This is a genomic window from Shewanella oneidensis MR-1, from assembly GCF_000146165.2.
In the GTDB taxonomy this organism is placed as follows: domain Bacteria; phylum Pseudomonadota; class Gammaproteobacteria; order Enterobacterales; family Shewanellaceae; genus Shewanella; species Shewanella oneidensis.
This window is the reverse complement of sequence record NC_004347.2, coordinates 1619892-1636715: the sequence shown is the minus strand read 5'-3', so window position 1 is coordinate 1636715 and position 16824 is coordinate 1619892. Positions and strand designations below refer to the sequence as shown.

Below are 16824 nucleotides of genomic sequence, written 5' to 3'. Positions count from 1 at the left end.
TCGCCACAATGACAATTCTATGTCCAAGATATGACACTTAGATGACAAAGCACTTTTTTTGCATTTTTTTGAAAAATCACTTCTTTTTGAGACCTAAAAAATAAAACAGGCCATAATGGCCTGTTTTTAATATAAAAAATAACATTACATTAAATAGCAATTATTTTTTACGTTCAATCAAATGCTGCGGGATCACAAAGCTGAAAGTGCTACCCTTTCCTAATTCACTGCTGATATTAAGCTCACTGTGATGATGACTTAACGCATGTTTCACAATGGCCAAACCAAGGCCGCTGCCCCCCGTTTGCCTTGAGCGCGCGCTGTCGACTCGATAAAAACGCTCGGTCAAGCGACTAATATGCTGCGGTGCAATCCCTTCCCCTGTATCGGCCACACTAAAGAGACCTCCGGTGGCGACACTGCGCCACTGCACACTAATCTTGCCCCCAGGCTCAGTGTAACGAATAGCATTAGAAATTAAGTTAGAACAAGCACTTCTAAGCTGTAGCTCGTTTCCATGTGAATCTAAGCCCGGCTCACAATGGAAACTTAACTCGTACTTGTCCTTCGCTAAGGCTTTGGCTTCTTCCTTCAAGACGTCCATTAGCTGCGACATATTAACCGTATTCTCAAGATCAATATCCGCCGCATCTTCGATGCGAGATAGCACCAGTAACTGCTCCACCATAGACTGCATTCGCTGCGTCTGCTGCTGCATTAACGCTAATGGCTTTGCGTTCATCGAATCCGGCTCCGCCATGCTTTGCATCATTTCCAAGTATCCCTGCAAAACGGTAAGCGGTGTTTTAAGTTCATGTGACACATTAGCGACAAATTCTTTACGCATGCCTTCGAGCTGTCTTATTCGGGTAATATCACGGGCAATCAGCAGCAGTTGTCTGTCACCATATGCCATGATACGGATTTCGAGTAAACGCCTCTCTGATACAGGTGATGTCAATTCTAAGGGCTCTTTATACTTTCCAGCTTTAATATAAGCGGAAAAATCGGGGTGACGGATTAAGTTATCAATACGCTGCCCATTATCCTGTGGCCAAACAAAACCTAACATTAGCTGAGCTAATTTGTTACACCATAAGATATTATGCTCTGAGTCGAGCACCACAGCGGCATCGGGTAAGGCTTCAGCCCCTTGACGGAAACGCCCAAGTAACGCGGCTAATTGGCCGACTCGGCGACGGTTTTTACCTTGCAGGCGGTAAATACCGTTAAACACGCCTTCCCAACTACCACTGCCCTGAGGAGGGGTTAACTTTCTATCTCGCCATAACCAGAAATTAAGTCGCGCTAACTGACGGTAATGCCAGATCACGAGACCTAACAATCCAATGATCAGTATCCAGAGGGGGTTCCCTACCAATAAACCAATAAGCAAACAAAGCAGTAAGAATACGGCTAAACGCGTAAATAACCGATACCCTGAATAAGAGTCGAACATAAATAAACCCAAACAGCAGGCTAAATAAGGAGAGCACAAGATAGCCGAAAAGCTAACCTGTGCCTATCTCTAATTTGGCACTAACTACGTGTAGAAAAGCGATAACCCGCACCACGAACTGTCTGAATAAGACGATCATGGCCCGACTCTTCAACCGCTTTTCGTAGGCGGCGAATATGCACATCAACTGTTCGGTCTTCAACATACACGTTGGTGCCCCACACGTTATCAAGCAGTTGTTCACGGCTATAGACGCGTTCTGGGTGTGTCATAAAGAAGTGCAACAAACGGAATTCCGTCGGACCCATATCGAGTACAGTATCGCCAACACTCACCCTGTGACTGACAGGGTCGAGTAACAATCCTTGTACATCAATGGTTTCTTCAAGGCGAGTTGGCGCACTGCGGCGTAACACCGCTTTGATGCGGGCAACTAGCTCCTTGGGGGAGAAAGGTTTAGTGATGTAGTCATCGGCGCCGACTTCGAGCCCCTTAACCTTATCTTCCTCTTCACCGCGCGCGGTAAGCATAATAATAGGGATCTGGCGGGTAAACTCATCCTGCTTAAGGCGTTTGGCTAATTGAATGCCGCTTCCACCAGGAAACATCCAATCCAACAAAATCAGATCGGGATAAGGCTCCTTTAGCAGCGCAATGGCCGAATCAAAATCTTCCGCCGCAGAGGTGGTAAACCCATGCTGTTCCATTACAAAAGTCAGCATCTCGCGGATGGCTAACTCGTCTTCTACTATCAATATCCTTGCAGTCATAGGTGATTTTCTGTCAGTGAATGTCAACACGACTATTATTAGTCATTTTTATTACAGATTTATGAATAAGTATGCCACACAAGCTATATAGTCGCGATAATTGTCATATTAAGTTTATATAACTGTTTGTTTATCGCAATAAAAAAGGAAGCCGAAGCCTCCTTAATTCAATCTTAATAGTGAGATTAGAACTTGTGCTCTAAACCAATAGCGATGTATTTATCATCATCTGTATTCGCTTCTAAAGAGCGGTTGGTGTAGAAAGCAAACACTTTAGTCGGCTTGCCTAAGTTGTAATCCGCACCCACTGACCATGAATCACCTAAGTCTTCCATGTCTTGGAATTGAGCTTTTAAAGTCACAGCGTTAATATCATAAGCTGCACTTAATAAGTAACCGGTTGCACTTTCTGCAGTGACTTCAACAGGCAGAGAGGTTGTTTTATCAAGCTTATATGTCTGTTCCTGTTGCTGATACATACCACCTAACTTAATACCCGCCAACTTAGCCTGTAAGCTAGCGCGCAAAACTTCATATCCTGACACATCTGAATCGTAGGCAAGGGCTGCATAAACCGCTGTTTTCTTTAACTTAGCGTCACCATACATGGCGGCAACACTGAAACCATCTTGAGCAAATTGACTTTTTACATCATTACCTTCCGCAACATAAGTGACACCAAACACAAAGTCACCAAAGGAAGGGGTTAGGTAGGTTGCCGTTTGCGCAGCACGCACTTCACCTTTAAACAATTTACCTAAGTCGCCAGAAAGGTCGTTAAATTGATCAACGTCACCTTGAGAGATCTTTAATAACGTGTCGTTACGACCCACAGAGAACGAACCAAAGTCGCCTTTTAAACCAACAAATTGATTACGAGCAGTAAAGTTATCGCTCGATGCAGCACCCGTATCGACTTGATACTCAACAGTATAGAAAGCGCTAAGTGAGCTTGATAATTCGAAATCACCTTTCACACCAAAACGAGAAGCATTACTTTGAATAGTTGTTGTAGCGTCACCGTTCTCATCGTTTGATTGAGCGGTAACATTCAACTTACCATAAACAGTCAGTGGCTCAGCGGCATAAGCAGAAGCCAGAGTTGCAGAAGCTAGCGCAGAAGCAAGTAGAGTTTTACAAAAAACGTTCATCATTTAATCCTTTCGACGTTATGTTCGTCTTGGTTATTGGTTTGGAACGACCGAAAGTTTGCAATGAATCTATTTCAATTTTATTTCAAATGTGACAACTTTGGTCTGCAGACACAAACCACCCTCTCACCTCAGAGATGAAACCCAGGCATACCAAGGCCCACAACCAAGTTTGCCCCAATGTTACATTTTGATGAATTCTGCAACTTAGCCAAAATTTAACGATTTAAGGTAGGTTTACCCCGCTGCAACTATGCCGTAAACTGCGACTTTATTTTCCAATGAGCGCATCTTATGTGGTTTAAAAATCTTACTCTTTATCGTTTCAATAAACCTTTTTCCATCGAGACAGAAGCACTTGAAACCGCACTTGCCGATTTCACATTTTCTCCGTGCGGCAGCCAAGATGTCAGCAAATTTGGTTTTTCGAATGCCTTAGGTAAAAAAGGTAGCACCTTAGTACACAGCGCCAATAATCGTCATCTAATCTGTGTCACTAAAGAAGAAAAAATTCTGCCTGCTCAAGTGATTAAAGAGTCGTTAGAAGAAAAAGTGGCGCAAATTGAAGACGAAGAAAATCGCAAACTTGCCAAAAAAGAAAAAGATGCCTTAAAAGATGAGATCATCACCAGCTTATTGCCGCGCGCCTTTTCACGCCGTAGCCAAACGCGCGCACTGATTTTACCCGAGCTTGAAATGATCCTCGTCGATAGCTCCAGCGCCACTAAAGCCGAAGAGTTATTAGCCTTACTACGTAAGGCATTAGGCAGCTTGCCCGTGATCCCATTAAGCTTTAAAGCGCCGATTGAAAGCCAATTAACTGAATGGCTTAAAAATGGCAGTGCGCCCTTACCTTTTGAAATGCAAGATGAAGCCGAGCTGAAATCAGCTGCGGATGAAGGCGGTATAGTACGCTTTAAGCAACAAGATCTTAAAGAAGATGAAGTGCTAGCTCACCTAGAAACCGGCAAAGAAGTGCATAAATTAGCGCTACACTTTGGCCAATCCATTGCGCTCTTATTGCAATCCGATGCCAGCGTGAAACGCTTAAAATTCTCCGAAGAATTTAGAGCGGGCAACGATGAACTCGGCAATGAAGATCCTATGGCGCGTCTCGATGCCGACTTCGCCTTAATGGGCAGTGAATTAGTTGCCCTAATGCACGCCTTAGTGTCAGCATTAGGCGGCATTGAAGAGACTCAGGCTTAAGTCTTAAGCCTATGTATTGAACACCAATAGATTGAGCAAAAGCGTCAAGTGAGCTTAAGCTTACAAAAGTAAAAAGGTGCCGCAGTTGGACTCTCTCAGTTCACTGGGCACCTTTTTAATATCAATTGCTGGCACAAAGCGTATGGTACGATTCGAGTAAGCCATCACCTCTGCAGTCACGACCCACTCAAGCCAGCAGCGAATTAGCGTTTGGTCACTAGCTCACCTTTATCATCAAACGGCCAATCAATGCCTAACCAAGCTTTAAAGCAGGCCTTTTGCTGCTTAGTCGCTTTCACATCACCTTTGAGTACGAGCTTACCGCTTGGTTTCTCACCAAGGGTTAAGCTCATTTGCTTGATTTTATCGTTGTGAAATAAGGTGACATCTACGTTATCACCCACTTTAAAGTCTTTGATCCGCTTATCAAATCCTTGAGCGGTCACTTTTAGCCCATTAATTGCGATAATCTCGTCTCCCGCAACGATCCCCGACTGCCATGCAGGGCCATTACGCAGCACTTGGGAAAGTACTAACGAGCCATGTTCACTGCTTAAAGTCATGCCGATAAAAGGTTCCGCTTTGGCGTCCTTACCGTAGGACATCACTAAACCCGCCTTAGACAGCAAGCTTGGAAATGCTAAACTCAAGGGACTATTTATATGACTCTGCCACCAAGGGCCATAATCCTTACCCGACAAGTCCTTCAGGATTTGCTGCACATCGGCCACAGCGTAACCTTTAGAGATACGGTAACCTTGGTACCGTTTACGGTACACATCGTGGTATGAGTGAGCCAATTTAGAGTCGGTCAGTAGGGAGAAATCCAGCGCCAATGAGGCTAAATCCCCTTCAGAGTAGATATTAACGCTATGGTTAATCCCATAATCGCCACCCGTGCTACTCCACTCACCTAAACTTGCCTCGGCAACCGATTGAATTTCACGACCTGGGGTTAGCTCGCTTTTTTCGATACGTTTGGCTAAGTCTTCCAAAAACTCTTTTGCCGTCATCACGCCCGCACGCAGCAATAACTGCCCTTGGAAATAACTGGTAGACCCCTCTACAATCCACAAGAGTTCGGTCATATTTTCATGTTGATAATCATAGGGAACTAAGCCCGCGGGGCGGTAAGCTTTAACGTTCCAGGTATGAATAAACTCATGGGAAGCGGTACTGATAAAGCGTAGATAGTCCTTTCGCTCACGAAAACTAAACCGAGGTAACTGAATAACCGTCGAGTTTAAATGTTCAGTTGCGCCACTGGCGCCGCTGGTGGCATGCACCATTACACATAGCGCTCAAAGGGATATTCATCCCAAATCGCCTTGGCTTGCCCACTCAATGCAGTTAAGTCTTTAACCACTTTATCCGCATCGTAGTTACCTTCGCCCCAAAACAGCAGCTCATAGTCTTTGCCATTGGCCGTAAACTTTTTATGGGTGCTAGTACCTGTTTCAATGGGAGAATCAATCAACACATCATAATTTGGTGCGATAAAGAAATGTGCCACTGGGCCCGATGACATGCCCGAATAACTCTGCCAGTTTTCGGGTACGCTCAACTGCACGCTTACTGGGTCTTGGCGAAATTGGGGACTATACATCAATACACAGCTAGCATCTAAGTAAGCATGTGTGGCATCAATAGTCGCACCCGTTGGCCTAATTCGTTAGCATAGAGTTGATAACTAACAGTCACACGACTTGGTTTATCAAGGGCTATTGCCATTCACCACTGGCGGTGCGTTTCCATGCGAGTGATTTACCTTCGTGATCTTTTGCGGTAAATAAACGAACCCCATCAGATAAGGGTAATACTTGATACTTACCCGTACGCCACACGGGAAGATTAACACTCAATTATCCCGCTTTAGCCTAGGGAAAAGTCACACTCACCAGCGCAAGATGGTGTTGGGGTTGGGGTTGGCTTAGATCAATGCTGTAATTCACGTCGGCAAATACATTGGCCAAACCTAATACACTTAATGCCAAAATAGATAATCTACTGGGTTTCACTCTTACTTCTTTCCGTCTTCTGTTATTATGCTTCTTATATTTTTTTCAAGTATAACAAGTCGATGTAGCATCCTCATTAGGCGCTAACAAAAGCTAACAAAATAAGTCCCTTGACTTAGGGAATATAGGGCCTCCTACACATGCATAAATTCATTGTTATTTTCGTGACCTTGTTGATATCTATTTCTGTTCAAACATTGGCGGCCGATCTTGAGATCGAAGAAATAGAATTGCGTGAAACGCCACAAAAGATGTACGACAGGCTTAATCAGTCTATCTCTTTTCCTATTAGCTTTAAGAACCGTGAACAATTTGAACGCGCAGCCCAAGAGCAGGGCTATAGCCCTGATGAGTTTGAACACATACTGCAATTACTGGCGCGGTTAAATCTGGAGCCGAATGTAAAAACCAAAGTAGAATTTCAAGACGCCAATAGTTTAATTGAATTGTTGACGAGCATCGCACAAACGCCCTTAGAACAAGCCACCGTCGCCATGCTAAAGGGACGTTATATCGGCCGCACCGAACAAAAATACCAAGAAGCGATCGCCTTTTATAACCAAGCTCTGTCACACATCAACGACAGCGTTGATCTGGGGTCTATGTTGCTAAAACATACTATCCATGAACATTTAGGCCTATTGCACTTGGTTATTCGTCAAGATGTGCCTGCCCTAATGCATTTTCATACCTATCGCGATATTGCCTATAAACTCAGAAATGACTATCTCATCGCGGCGGCCGAATCGAAACTGGGGCATTACTACAATAAAAACCAACAACTAACCAAATCACTGCAGCACTATAGTGAAGCCGTTCGACTATCTAATCGCTCCAATTATCCGTCGATGAAAACGCATCTACAGTTGCAACTCGCTAAGGTATATCGTGATTTAAAACAATGGGATGAAGCCTTAAAAAATGCCCATGAGGCCGCGGCAGGTTTTAAAAAACTGGGGAATGATACCTATCTTTCAAGCTGTATGACTGTCATCGCGATGGTGTATGGCGAACAAGGTGATTGGAACCGCGCCATTGATTACTACCTCAACGCCCAGCAACTTGATGCCAAACGCGGTAATTACATCGCTCAGGGGCTTAACTTCCACAATTTAGGCCAAGCCTATTCACACCTCAACGACAATGTGAATGCGCTTAAATATTTGCTGATGGCCAATAAAATTTTTACTGACAAACAAAGCCATCATTACTTGGTCTATAACGAATTACTGATTGGTGAAATTGCTCAAAGTAAGCAAGATTGGACGCTGATGATGAGCCATGCTGAACATGCTTTAGCATTGGCGAGCAACTTAGCACTGCTGGATGAGCAAAAATCAGCACTGACGCAAATCGCCCTGTCGGCAGAAAAGATGCAAGATCAGGCCAAAGTCATCAGCACGCAAAAACGGATTATTGAGTTAAATAACACCTCAAAAAATACTGCCAAAGATCCCGCTGTTGCCGCTTCTGTTCTTGCCGAACAGCAACTTAAGCTTGAACTCAATATGGTTCAAGGCAAATTAAACGATGCCATCGAAAGCGCGAAGGAAACCAATAAATTACTTGCATTAAGCGGTGTCATCCTAACATTGCTGGTGATTGCAATCATTGCCCTGTTGAACCAACGCCAAAAAAGCAGACGTCAAAATGAGTCTCTACTTCAATTGACCTTAGAAGAGCCATTTACCCACCATAAGGGGTATGCCGCACTATTAAGGGATCTCGGCCCAAACACGCCCCATACAAGAACGACGGCACTGGCCTTAATTGAGTTTCGCGATCATCTCATGACTGACCTTAATCACGGCCAATATTTTGCCAACGCCATTACCTGTCAGCTTGCAAGCCATATCAGCAATAGTCTGTTTATGCCGGTTTATGTGATCCGCCAAGGCTTGTTCGCGGTAAGATTTACTGAGACGGTGGACCCACAGCAAGCATTAACGCAACTTCAGCAACAACTCGATAAAAATGCGTTTACGGCTATTTTTAATCTCGGCTTTATCAATTTACCCCTGCTTACCAAAACCGAGATTAATATTGCCCCCAAATTACTGTTCGAAACGGTACAAATGGCACTCGCTGGCGCGCGAAGCTTGCCGAGCAATACTTGCCATTATGTGAGTCTAAGAGCATTAGATTTTGTGCCACCAACACTGTTTGCCGATCCGCTGTTTTTGCACCTAGAAAAAGGGATTGAGCGCGGCCTCATTCGAGTCGAAACCAATGCGATGAAGGAAGACATTGTTTGGCCCTGCTGGGAAAATAACCAAAATCGACATTTATTAGGAAATATTTGATCAATATCGACAATTAATCACCAACGCATAAATAAAGCAATTTGCACTCTACAATCATTGTTATAACATTAGAAGCATATGAGTTAAACGCTAATCTGGACAGCGGACATCATGCTTATTAGCCCTGCAGAGTTAGGAAAATACTCCGGATGAAGGATTCCAACGCGACCGTTACACAACTGGCATTACTTCAACAAAAGCTTCATTCGGCAAAACTTGCACTTGATGAAGTCAATGAAGATAGGAACGCTAAGTTACAAACTTTACTCCAATTTATTGGTCATTTAAGTCTTGCCTGTAAAGGTCAAAACTTAGAATTGGATAATAAGCTTGCCAAACTTCGCCATAACTTAAATACCTTTGATCGAGTCGATGAAGCCTTGCCGGAGTTGGTCGATGTTGAACGCCTATTAAAAGGTCAGTACCACCATGTGATGGTACAACTTGAAGAAAGCCGTGCAGGGCTTGCGCAGGTTATCCGGCAAATTCAACGAGTTAATTCTGTACCAGAAAAACTCAAAAAAGAAATTAACTACTTTAAACAGGACCTCGCCAAGCCGTTTCATACGGTGTGGGAGTACATTCCTAAAGTTAAACAAATCATCGGCTTCTACGACACCATCCTGCAACAACAGTTTAATGGAACTGAAAAGTTAGATGTGTTACCAAAGCACAGACAACTCGCCCATGAGTTAGCACAGATGATTTCGGAAATTGAGTTCCGTAAAGATCAACGTGATCAAGTGCTTGTCATTAAAGAAATGCTAGCCTCTGATATCGAAATCGATAATTTACTCGAGGCTTATCAAACCATTTTATCCCTGCTGCTCGACAATATTGCACGGGAAAAATCGGCCTCACAGGAATTTCTCTACGCCTTAAACGATGCCTTAGCAGCAGTGCGGGAAGTCGTCAGCGAATCCTATAACCATAACCAGCGTAGTTTCCAGCTTAAAACCCAGCTCAATCGTGAAATCAATTCTCGTGTCGATAATGTGGGCGAAGCCATTATCGATACCGATGATATTGTCGACCTCAAAGCACGCTTAACTGAACAGCTCAATTCGATTCGCTCCGCCCTCGCCCGCAAAGAAACCTTAGAGCAGCGCGAGCAAGCCTTACTGCGTAAGTCTATGGAAACCATGCGAAAAGAGCTTAACGAGCTGAGTAATGAGGCCAATACCTACAAAGAGCGGCTTTTCGAGCAACAAAAACTCAATCTATTGGACAGCCTAACTCAATTACCTAACCGTGCCGCCCTAGAAGAACGCATGGAGCTTGAGTATCGCAATTACCAGCGTCATAAATCTCCACTGTGGATTGCGGTTGCAGATATCGACCACTTTAAGATCATTAACGACAGCTTTGGGCACAGTACAGGGGACAAAACCCTCCAAGTTATCGCCATGGCATTAAAGAATTCCCTGCGGGATACCGAGTTTGTCGCCCGCTACGGCGGCGAAGAGTTTGTGCTCATTTTGCCAGATATTGATGATAGCGATATCGCTCAACTTTTAAACAGAGTCCGTGAAAAAGTAAAAAATATTCCATTTAAATTTAAAAATCAGCGAATTACAGTTACAGTATCTATAGGGGCTGCGCGAGTGATGGGCAATGAGCTCATTCATGAAACCTTTGAACGCGCCGATGCAGCACTCTACAAAGCAAAACATGAAAGCAGAGACAGGGTCGTGATTGACGTATAACTAAGTCAGACTATACGTCACTTTTTATCACTCCTGTCGATACGAAGGAGTGGTAAATGATAGTAAAAGTCAGCCCAAAGGGCAGCATGGATCAGCTTTCACAACTTGAAGTTGATCGCCTCAAAAAAAGCGCGCAAAGCGCCCTATATCAACTGTATCGTAACTGCTCACTCGCAGTACTCGCCGCGGGTCTCAAGACCGACAATTCTAAAGCACTGTTCGAGCAATACAGCGACTTCGACATCCATGTCCTACAACGTGAACGTGGCGTTAAACTTGAGCTTATTAATCCACCAGAACAAGCCTTTGTCGATGGCCAAATTATTACTGGGATCCAAGAGCATTTATTTTCGGTGCTTAGGGATATCCTCTACATCAGCGACAAGTACGACACCTTAAAACATATCAATTTAACCAACGCGAGCCACATTACTAACGTCGTGTTTGATATTTTACGTAACGCCCGTGCCATTGCGCCGATGAAAGATCCAAACGTAGTCGTCTGCTGGGGCGGGCACAGCATTAATGCCATCGAATATCAATATACCCGCGAAGTGGGTTATCAACTCGGTCTGAGAGAATTAGATATTTGCACTGGCTGCGGTCCAGGCGCAATGGAAGGCCCGATGAAGGGCGCAGCCATTGGTCACTCAAAACAACGGATTAAAAACGCCCGCTATATTGGCCTCACTGAACCCAGTATTATCGCCGCCGAGCCGCCGAACCAAATCGTTAACGAGTTAGTGATCTTACCCGATATCGAAAAACGCCTCGAAGCCTTCGTACGCTTGGGCCACGGCATCATTATCTTCCCCGGCGGCGCGGGGACAGCCGAAGAATTGCTGTATATTCTAGGGATTTTGCTCAATAAAGAAAATCAGGAAACCCCCTTCCCGCTGGTGCTGACGGGGCCCAGCGAAAGCGCAGATTATTTTATTAAAATTGATGAGTTTATCGCCGCAACCTTAGGGCCTGAGGCGCAGCAAAAATATCAAATCATTATCGATAATCCTGCTGAAGTGGCTCGGGTGATGAAGCAAGGCATGGAGCAAGTGAAAAACCATCGCCGCACCACCGGAGATGCTTACCAATATCAATGGGGACTCAAGATTGAACCCGAGTTCCAACTGCCCTTTATTCCCACCCATGATGTCATGGCAAACTTAAATTTACATTTTCAAAGCAACAAAGCGGAGCTTGCCGCCAACCTGCGTAAAGCTTTTTCCGGTATCGTTGCGGGTAATGTAAAATCAGAGACCATCAAGCAGATTGAACAATTAGGCCCTTTCCACATTAAGGGTGATCCGCATTTAATGGAACTGATGGACAATTTGCTCGGAGCATTTGTCGCCCAACATAGAATGAAACTGCCTGGAAGCGCTTATGTTCCCTGCTATCAAATAGTGAAGTAATGCAATAACCGACAATGAATAAGTTTTTAATTATTGATGGTCTCAACTTGGTGCGCCGCATTTATGCGGCGATCCCAGATGAGAACGATATGGAAAGTTTAACGGAGCGTGTGAGTGTCGCTTGCACTAAACTGCTGCGCATTCACCACCCAACCCATGTCGCTGTCGTCTGGGATGGGGATGAGATCTCATGGCGCAAACAACTTTACCCCGATTATAAAAAGGGCCGTAAACCTATGCCAGAGCCCTTAGCTGCTGGGCTGATAGCATTACAGGAACACCTTCAGAACTTACAAATCCAATCTATTTATGCCGCCGCAGAAGCCGATGACGTTATTGCCACCCTAGCGACAAAAACCGCCAAGGCCCAGGGCGAAGCCCTTATCGTCTCCACTGACAAAGGCTTTAGCCAACTCAATCATCCCCGTATCAGCCAATGGGATCATTTCAATCAGCAATACCTGAATATCGCCGAACTCGAGCAAAAACTGGGTGTGGATCGCAGCCAATTTCTCGATTTAATGGCTCTTGCGGGAGATAGTGGCAATAAAATCCCCGGCATTCCAGGTATTGGCCCCAAATCGGCCGCCGAATTACTGAGAACCTTCAGAACCTTAGCAACCCTGTTTTCTTCTTTGCCCAATCTTGGGGCGAAACAAGCGAAAAAACTGGCCGAAGGCCGAGATATGGCGCGCCTAAGTTATAAATTAGTGCAGTTGCAGACCGATTTACCCTTAAATATCAACTTACGGGATTTTAGGGTAAATAGCCCAACCAAAGCATCATCGAACAATCTGTGACCGTTGTTAACACTAAGTTGCAATTAAGCCGTTTACCTTCTGGGATCAAAAGCGTATTTTATTGACTTGCCAAATACTACATTGGATATCCAAAGGAATTAGATTCAATGAAATCAAAAACTTCAGTCATTATCGGTAGTATATTTGCCGCTTATACCGCCTTTGTCGCGGTCGTTGTGCTGGTGTATGAACCCACACCTGACGAAATGGATTGGGAAGATAGACAAGTTTATAACAGTCAGAAACTAAATGATTTAAGCCTTGGGCAGGATATTTCTGAGGTCAAAACCCTATTTGGCAAAGCCGATTTTTCAGAGGCCAAATCCCTTAAAGATGGCCAACTACAAGTACTCTTTTATCGTACCCAACATGATAAATCTGATGGTGTCACCACTAAAGAGGAATGTACCCCACTGATGTTTAAGGATAATAAACTCGTCGCCTGGGGCAATGACACCTATAAACAGTATCTCGAAACCGGAACTGATATTGTTAGCCGCACCGCCAAAGAAGCTGAAAGCTCAAGCAAAAATTGATTTGGCTCTAACATCGCTATCATCCCTAAGCTAAATATCCAAAGCTTATTAAGCCATCTCCAAAAATGGCAATGCAATATTACTTCATTGCCATTGATGATCCATAACTGCTTGGAAGCGAGATGACTTTATCGTCAGGTGTGCAGGATGAATTGTCATTTTCCCCTGTGACACGCCACCCTTTTATTTCACAAGAAGCATCCACAAGGACTCTACTAAAACCTAGATGTTTTAGAAGGTCACAGGTACAACAATGCCAATCCTAACTATCCCTCTAGCTATATAGTTAGGCTAAAAAGCTATTGTCCTAAAGCAAGATAGCTTGATCATTAGGTGTACTGAGTGAATTGTCATTGTTTCCCCAGTGACACGCCATAAACTCGTCCCTGAGGACTCGACGGCGGCATCCATGCCGCCAACGGTCACAGTTGCAACAATGCCAATCTTTACGACCATTGAACTGTTCATCCCGTAAAAAACATGGATAAAAAACATGGACACCCAACATTAATAGCGAGGTAGCTAACCTCCGACTATGCTTTGGTTAAGCATTAAACATGGAGGTTTGTATGCCCCGTCCTCGCCGAACTCAAATAAGCCTTGAAGACACTCCCTATTACCATTGCTGTAGTCGCGTGGTGCGGCGGGCATTTTTATGTGGCGATGATACCTATTCGGGTAAAAACTATGACCATCGCCGCGCTTGGGTAGAGTCATTATTGTTTGAACTTGGAGCCATTTTTGCTATTGATGTAGCAGCGTTTGCGGTGATGTCGAATCATCTGCATCTGGTGCTTAGGGTCGATATTGACAGTGCCAATGGTTGGACTGACCGCGAAGTGCTTGAGCAGTGGCATAAGCTGTTTAAAGGCGATGAATTAACGCAAAAGTTCGCCAGAGGTGAATTGGTTGAAGCTCATGAGGTTAACAGATTAAGGCATTCAATTGCCCTTTATCGCAGTCGTTTGTGTGATATTTCATGGTTTATGCGTTGCCTCAATGAACCTATCGCAAGGCAAGCAAATCAAGAGGATAACTGCACTGGGCGTTTTTGGGAAGGTCGCTTTAAGTCACAAGCCCTACTCGATGACGCCGCTGTATTAGCTTGTATGACTTACGTCGATTTGAATCCGATTAGAGCGCAACTCACTGATACGCCAGAACAATCCGACCATACCAGTATTCAACTACGCATTCGGGCGGCGTTAAAAGGTGAGCAGCCGAGCAATCTCCTGCCTTTTATTGGCAACGAGTGCGACAACCAACCCAATGGCATTGCGTTTGCTTTAACCGATTACCTTCAATTGGTGGATGATACCGGCCGAATCATTCGCAATGATAAACGTGGAAGCATCAGTAAAAGTAGCGCCAAATTACTGACCAGATTAAATATCCCCCATGACAATTGGCTCAAGCTGACCACCGAGTTTGGCAAGCTATTTCACGGTCCAGTAGGCACATTACAAGAACTAACCGATTACTGCGAACATCTTGAAAAGCGACGACGGCACTTTGCCGCAAGCTGTCAGCACTTTAACAGTAACTGACAACTGCTTATATCACTTCGAAAGTAACCTTTGCAGAACACCTCCCAAGCACTATGGGATGACTTACCTCGTCTGAAATGCTACATTTTTTAAGGGATTAGCGCAATTTATTGCCTCAGATGCTGTCCTTACGACTTTTGATGATTCTTTTTTAAACAATGTTAACTTTTACAAGTGTAGGTAAACGGAAAGTGCATTATGTTGTTGATTAAAATGGGTGGCCGAATTTTTGCAGGCTAAAAAGCTATTGTCCTAAAGCAAGATAGCTTGATCATTAGGTGTACTGAGTGAATTGTCATTGTTTCCCCAGTGACACGCCATAAACTCGTCCCTGAGGGCTCGAAAAAAAAACATGGACACCCAATCTTAATAGCGAGGTAGCTAACCTCCAACTATGCTTTGGTTAAGCATCAAACATGGAGGTTTGTATGCCGCGCCCTCGTAGAACCCAGATAAGTCTTGAAGACACGCCCTATTACCATTGCTGTAGTCGCGTGGTGCGCCGTGCATTTTTATGTGGTGATGATACCTATTCGGGTAAAAACTATGACCATCGCCGCGCTTGGATAGAATCGCTACTGTTTGAACTTGAAGCAGTTTTTGCTATTGATGTGGCCGCGTTTGCGGTGATGTCGAATCATCTGCATGTGGTGCTACGGATCGATATCGATAGTGCCAATCGTTGGACTGACCGCGAAGTACTTGAGCAATGGCATAAGTTGTTTAAAGGCGATGAATTAACGCAAAAATTCGTTAAAGATGAGTTAGTTCAAGCCCATGAGGTCAACCGATTAAAGCATTCAATTGCCCTTTATCGCAGTCGATTATGCGACATTAGCTGGTTTATGCGCTGCCTCAATGAACCTATCGCAAGGCAAGCAAATCAAGAAGATAACTGCACAGGTCGTTTCTGGGAAGGTCGATTCAAATCCCAAGCCCTACTCGATGAAGCCGCTGTGTTAGCCTGTATGACTTATGTTGATTTGAATCCGATTAGAGCGCAACTCGCTGATTCACCAGAACAATCCGACCATACCAGTATTCAGCTACGTATTCGGGCCGCATTAAAAGGTGAGCAGCCCAGCAATCTCCTGCCTTTTATCGGTAACGAGTGCGACAACCAACCCAATGGCATTGCGTTTGCCTTTACGGATTACCTTCAATTGGTGGAAGATACCGGTCGAATCATTCGCAATGATAAACGTGGATACATCAGTGAAAATAGCGGTAAGTTACTGACAAGATTAAATATCCCCCATGACAATTGGCTCAAGCTGACCACCGAGTTTGGCAAACTATTTCATGGCCCCGTGGGAACCTTGCAAGAACTGACTGATTACTGCGAACATCTTGAAAAGCGACGACGGCACTTTGCGGCAAGCTGCCAGCACTTTCATAGCAACAGATAGCGACTATATCCCTTCGAAAATAACCCTTGCAGAGTATCTCCTAAGCACTATGGACAATATACCTTGTCTGAAATACACCATTTTTGAACGAATTAGCTCAATCTATTGCCTCAGATGTTGTCTCTGCGACTTTTGATGGCTATTTTTTAAACAATGTTAACTTTTACAAGTTGTAGGTAAACGGGAAGTGCATTATGTTGTTGATTTAAAATGGGTGGCCGGATTTATGCCAGACCACCGAGTTTGGCAAACTATTTCACGGTCCAGTAGGCACATTGCAAGAACTGAGCGACTACTGCGAACATCTTGAAAAGCGACGACGGCACTTTGCGTCAAGCTGCCAGCACTTGCGCTGCAACTGACAACGACTTATATAACTTCAAAAGCCCCCTTCCAGAACATCTGTAAGGGACAATATACCTCGTCTGAAATACACCCTTTTTTAAGGAATTAGCGTAATTTACTGGCACAGATGCTGTCCCTGCGGCTATTGATGGTTCTTAT

At 44.4% G+C, this 16824-nt stretch carries 11 protein-coding genes and 2 pseudogenes; 9 read left to right on the top strand and 4 right to left on the bottom strand.

What is annotated here, in order from left to right:
* Positions 1-160 precede the first annotated feature (160 nt).
* The 3 genes from phoR to SO_RS07215 all read right to left on the bottom strand — a co-directional run bounded on the left by phoR (position 161) and on the right by SO_RS07215 (position 3383).
* Positions 161-1459, bottom strand: coding sequence for a phosphate regulon sensor histidine kinase PhoR (phoR, locus tag SO_RS07225; protein ID WP_011071728.1), 1299 nt, complete (start codon positions 1457-1459; stop codon positions 161-163).
* Between the two features lie 80 nt (positions 1460-1539).
* Positions 1540-2229: a phosphate regulon transcriptional regulator PhoB gene (phoB, locus tag SO_RS07220; protein ID WP_011071727.1), complete on the bottom strand. Its 690-nt coding sequence runs from the start codon at positions 2227-2229 to the stop codon at positions 1540-1542.
* Between the two features lie 185 nt (positions 2230-2414).
* Positions 2415-3383, bottom strand: coding sequence for a porin (locus SO_RS07215; protein WP_164925663.1), 969 nt, complete (start codon positions 3381-3383; stop codon positions 2415-2417).
* 291 nt (positions 3384-3674) lie between these two features.
* Here SO_RS07215 and rdgC point away from each other — a divergent pair, with 291 nt between their 5' ends.
* A complete protein-coding gene (rdgC, locus tag SO_RS07210; RefSeq protein WP_011071725.1) occupies positions 3675-4589 on the top strand; it encodes a recombination-associated protein RdgC in 915 nt (304 codons plus the stop codon).
* A gap of 203 nt (positions 4590-4792) precedes the next feature.
* On the opposite strand, the pseudogene SO_RS23385 reads toward rdgC, so the two are convergent.
* Positions 4793-6607: pseudogene (locus tag SO_RS23385) on the bottom strand (M61 family metallopeptidase).
* Positions 6608-6747: 140 nt separating this feature from the next.
* Between SO_RS23385 and SO_RS07200 the strand changes: the two are divergent.
* The 8 genes and pseudogenes from SO_RS07200 to SO_RS23165 all read left to right on the top strand — a co-directional run.
* A complete protein-coding gene (locus tag SO_RS07200) occupies positions 6748-8910 on the top strand; it encodes a tetratricopeptide repeat protein (protein ID WP_011071724.1) in 2163 nt (720 codons plus the stop codon).
* A 149-nt stretch (positions 8911-9059) separates the two neighbouring features.
* Positions 9060-10616, top strand: a complete 1557-nt coding sequence (locus tag SO_RS07195; RefSeq protein ID WP_011071723.1) for a GGDEF domain-containing protein — start codon at positions 9060-9062, stop codon at positions 10614-10616.
* A gap of 56 nt (positions 10617-10672) precedes the next feature.
* A complete protein-coding gene (gene ppnN, locus SO_RS07190) occupies positions 10673-12028 on the top strand; it encodes a nucleotide 5'-monophosphate nucleosidase PpnN (RefSeq protein ID WP_011071722.1) in 1356 nt (451 codons plus the stop codon).
* Between the two features lie 14 nt (positions 12029-12042).
* The gene (gene xni, locus SO_RS07185; protein ID WP_011071721.1) at positions 12043-12828 is read left to right on the top strand and encodes a flap endonuclease Xni; all 786 of its coding nucleotides are present in this window, start codon (positions 12043-12045) and stop codon (positions 12826-12828) included.
* A gap of 107 nt (positions 12829-12935) precedes the next feature.
* Entirely contained in the window at positions 12936-13364 is a 429-nt protein-coding gene (locus SO_RS07180; protein ID WP_011071720.1) for a DUF3192 domain-containing protein, read from the top strand.
* Positions 13365-13933: 569 nt separating this feature from the next.
* On the top strand, positions 13934-14911 hold the full coding sequence (locus SO_RS07175; RefSeq protein ID WP_011071719.1) for a transposase: 978 nt from the start codon (positions 13934-13936) through the stop codon (positions 14909-14911).
* A 428-nt stretch (positions 14912-15339) separates the two neighbouring features.
* On the top strand, positions 15340-16320 hold the full coding sequence (locus SO_RS07170) for a transposase (protein WP_011071718.1): 981 nt from the start codon (positions 15340-15342) through the stop codon (positions 16318-16320).
* A 233-nt stretch (positions 16321-16553) separates the two neighbouring features.
* A pseudogene (locus tag SO_RS23165) lies at positions 16554-16682 on the top strand (transposase); the annotation flags it as partial.
* Positions 16683-16824 lie beyond the last annotated feature (142 nt).

Excerpts from the sequence above, each read along its gene's own strand:
- phoR (WP_011071728.1), bottom strand. The coding sequence starts at position 1,459 with ATGTTCGACTCTTATTCAGGGTATCGGTTATTTACGCGTTTAGCCGTA.
- phoB (WP_011071727.1), bottom strand. The coding sequence starts at position 2,229 with ATGACTGCAAGGATATTGATAGTAGAAGACGAGTTAGCCATCCGCGAG.
- SO_RS07215 (WP_164925663.1), bottom strand. The coding sequence starts at position 3,383 with ATGATGAACGTTTTTTGTAAAACTCTACTTGCTTCTGCGCTAGCTTCT.
- rdgC (WP_011071725.1), top strand. The coding sequence starts at position 3,675 with ATGTGGTTTAAAAATCTTACTCTTTATCGTTTCAATAAACCTTTTTCC.
- SO_RS07200 (WP_011071724.1), top strand. The coding sequence starts at position 6,748 with ATGCATAAATTCATTGTTATTTTCGTGACCTTGTTGATATCTATTTCT.
- SO_RS07195 (WP_011071723.1), top strand. The coding sequence starts at position 9,060 with ATGAAGGATTCCAACGCGACCGTTACACAACTGGCATTACTTCAACAA.
- ppnN (WP_011071722.1), top strand. The coding sequence starts at position 10,673 with ATGATAGTAAAAGTCAGCCCAAAGGGCAGCATGGATCAGCTTTCACAA.
- xni (WP_011071721.1), top strand. The coding sequence starts at position 12,043 with ATGAATAAGTTTTTAATTATTGATGGTCTCAACTTGGTGCGCCGCATT.
- SO_RS07180 (WP_011071720.1), top strand. The coding sequence starts at position 12,936 with ATGAAATCAAAAACTTCAGTCATTATCGGTAGTATATTTGCCGCTTAT.
- SO_RS07175 (WP_011071719.1), top strand. The coding sequence starts at position 13,934 with ATGCCCCGTCCTCGCCGAACTCAAATAAGCCTTGAAGACACTCCCTAT.
- SO_RS07170 (WP_011071718.1), top strand. The coding sequence starts at position 15,340 with ATGCCGCGCCCTCGTAGAACCCAGATAAGTCTTGAAGACACGCCCTAT.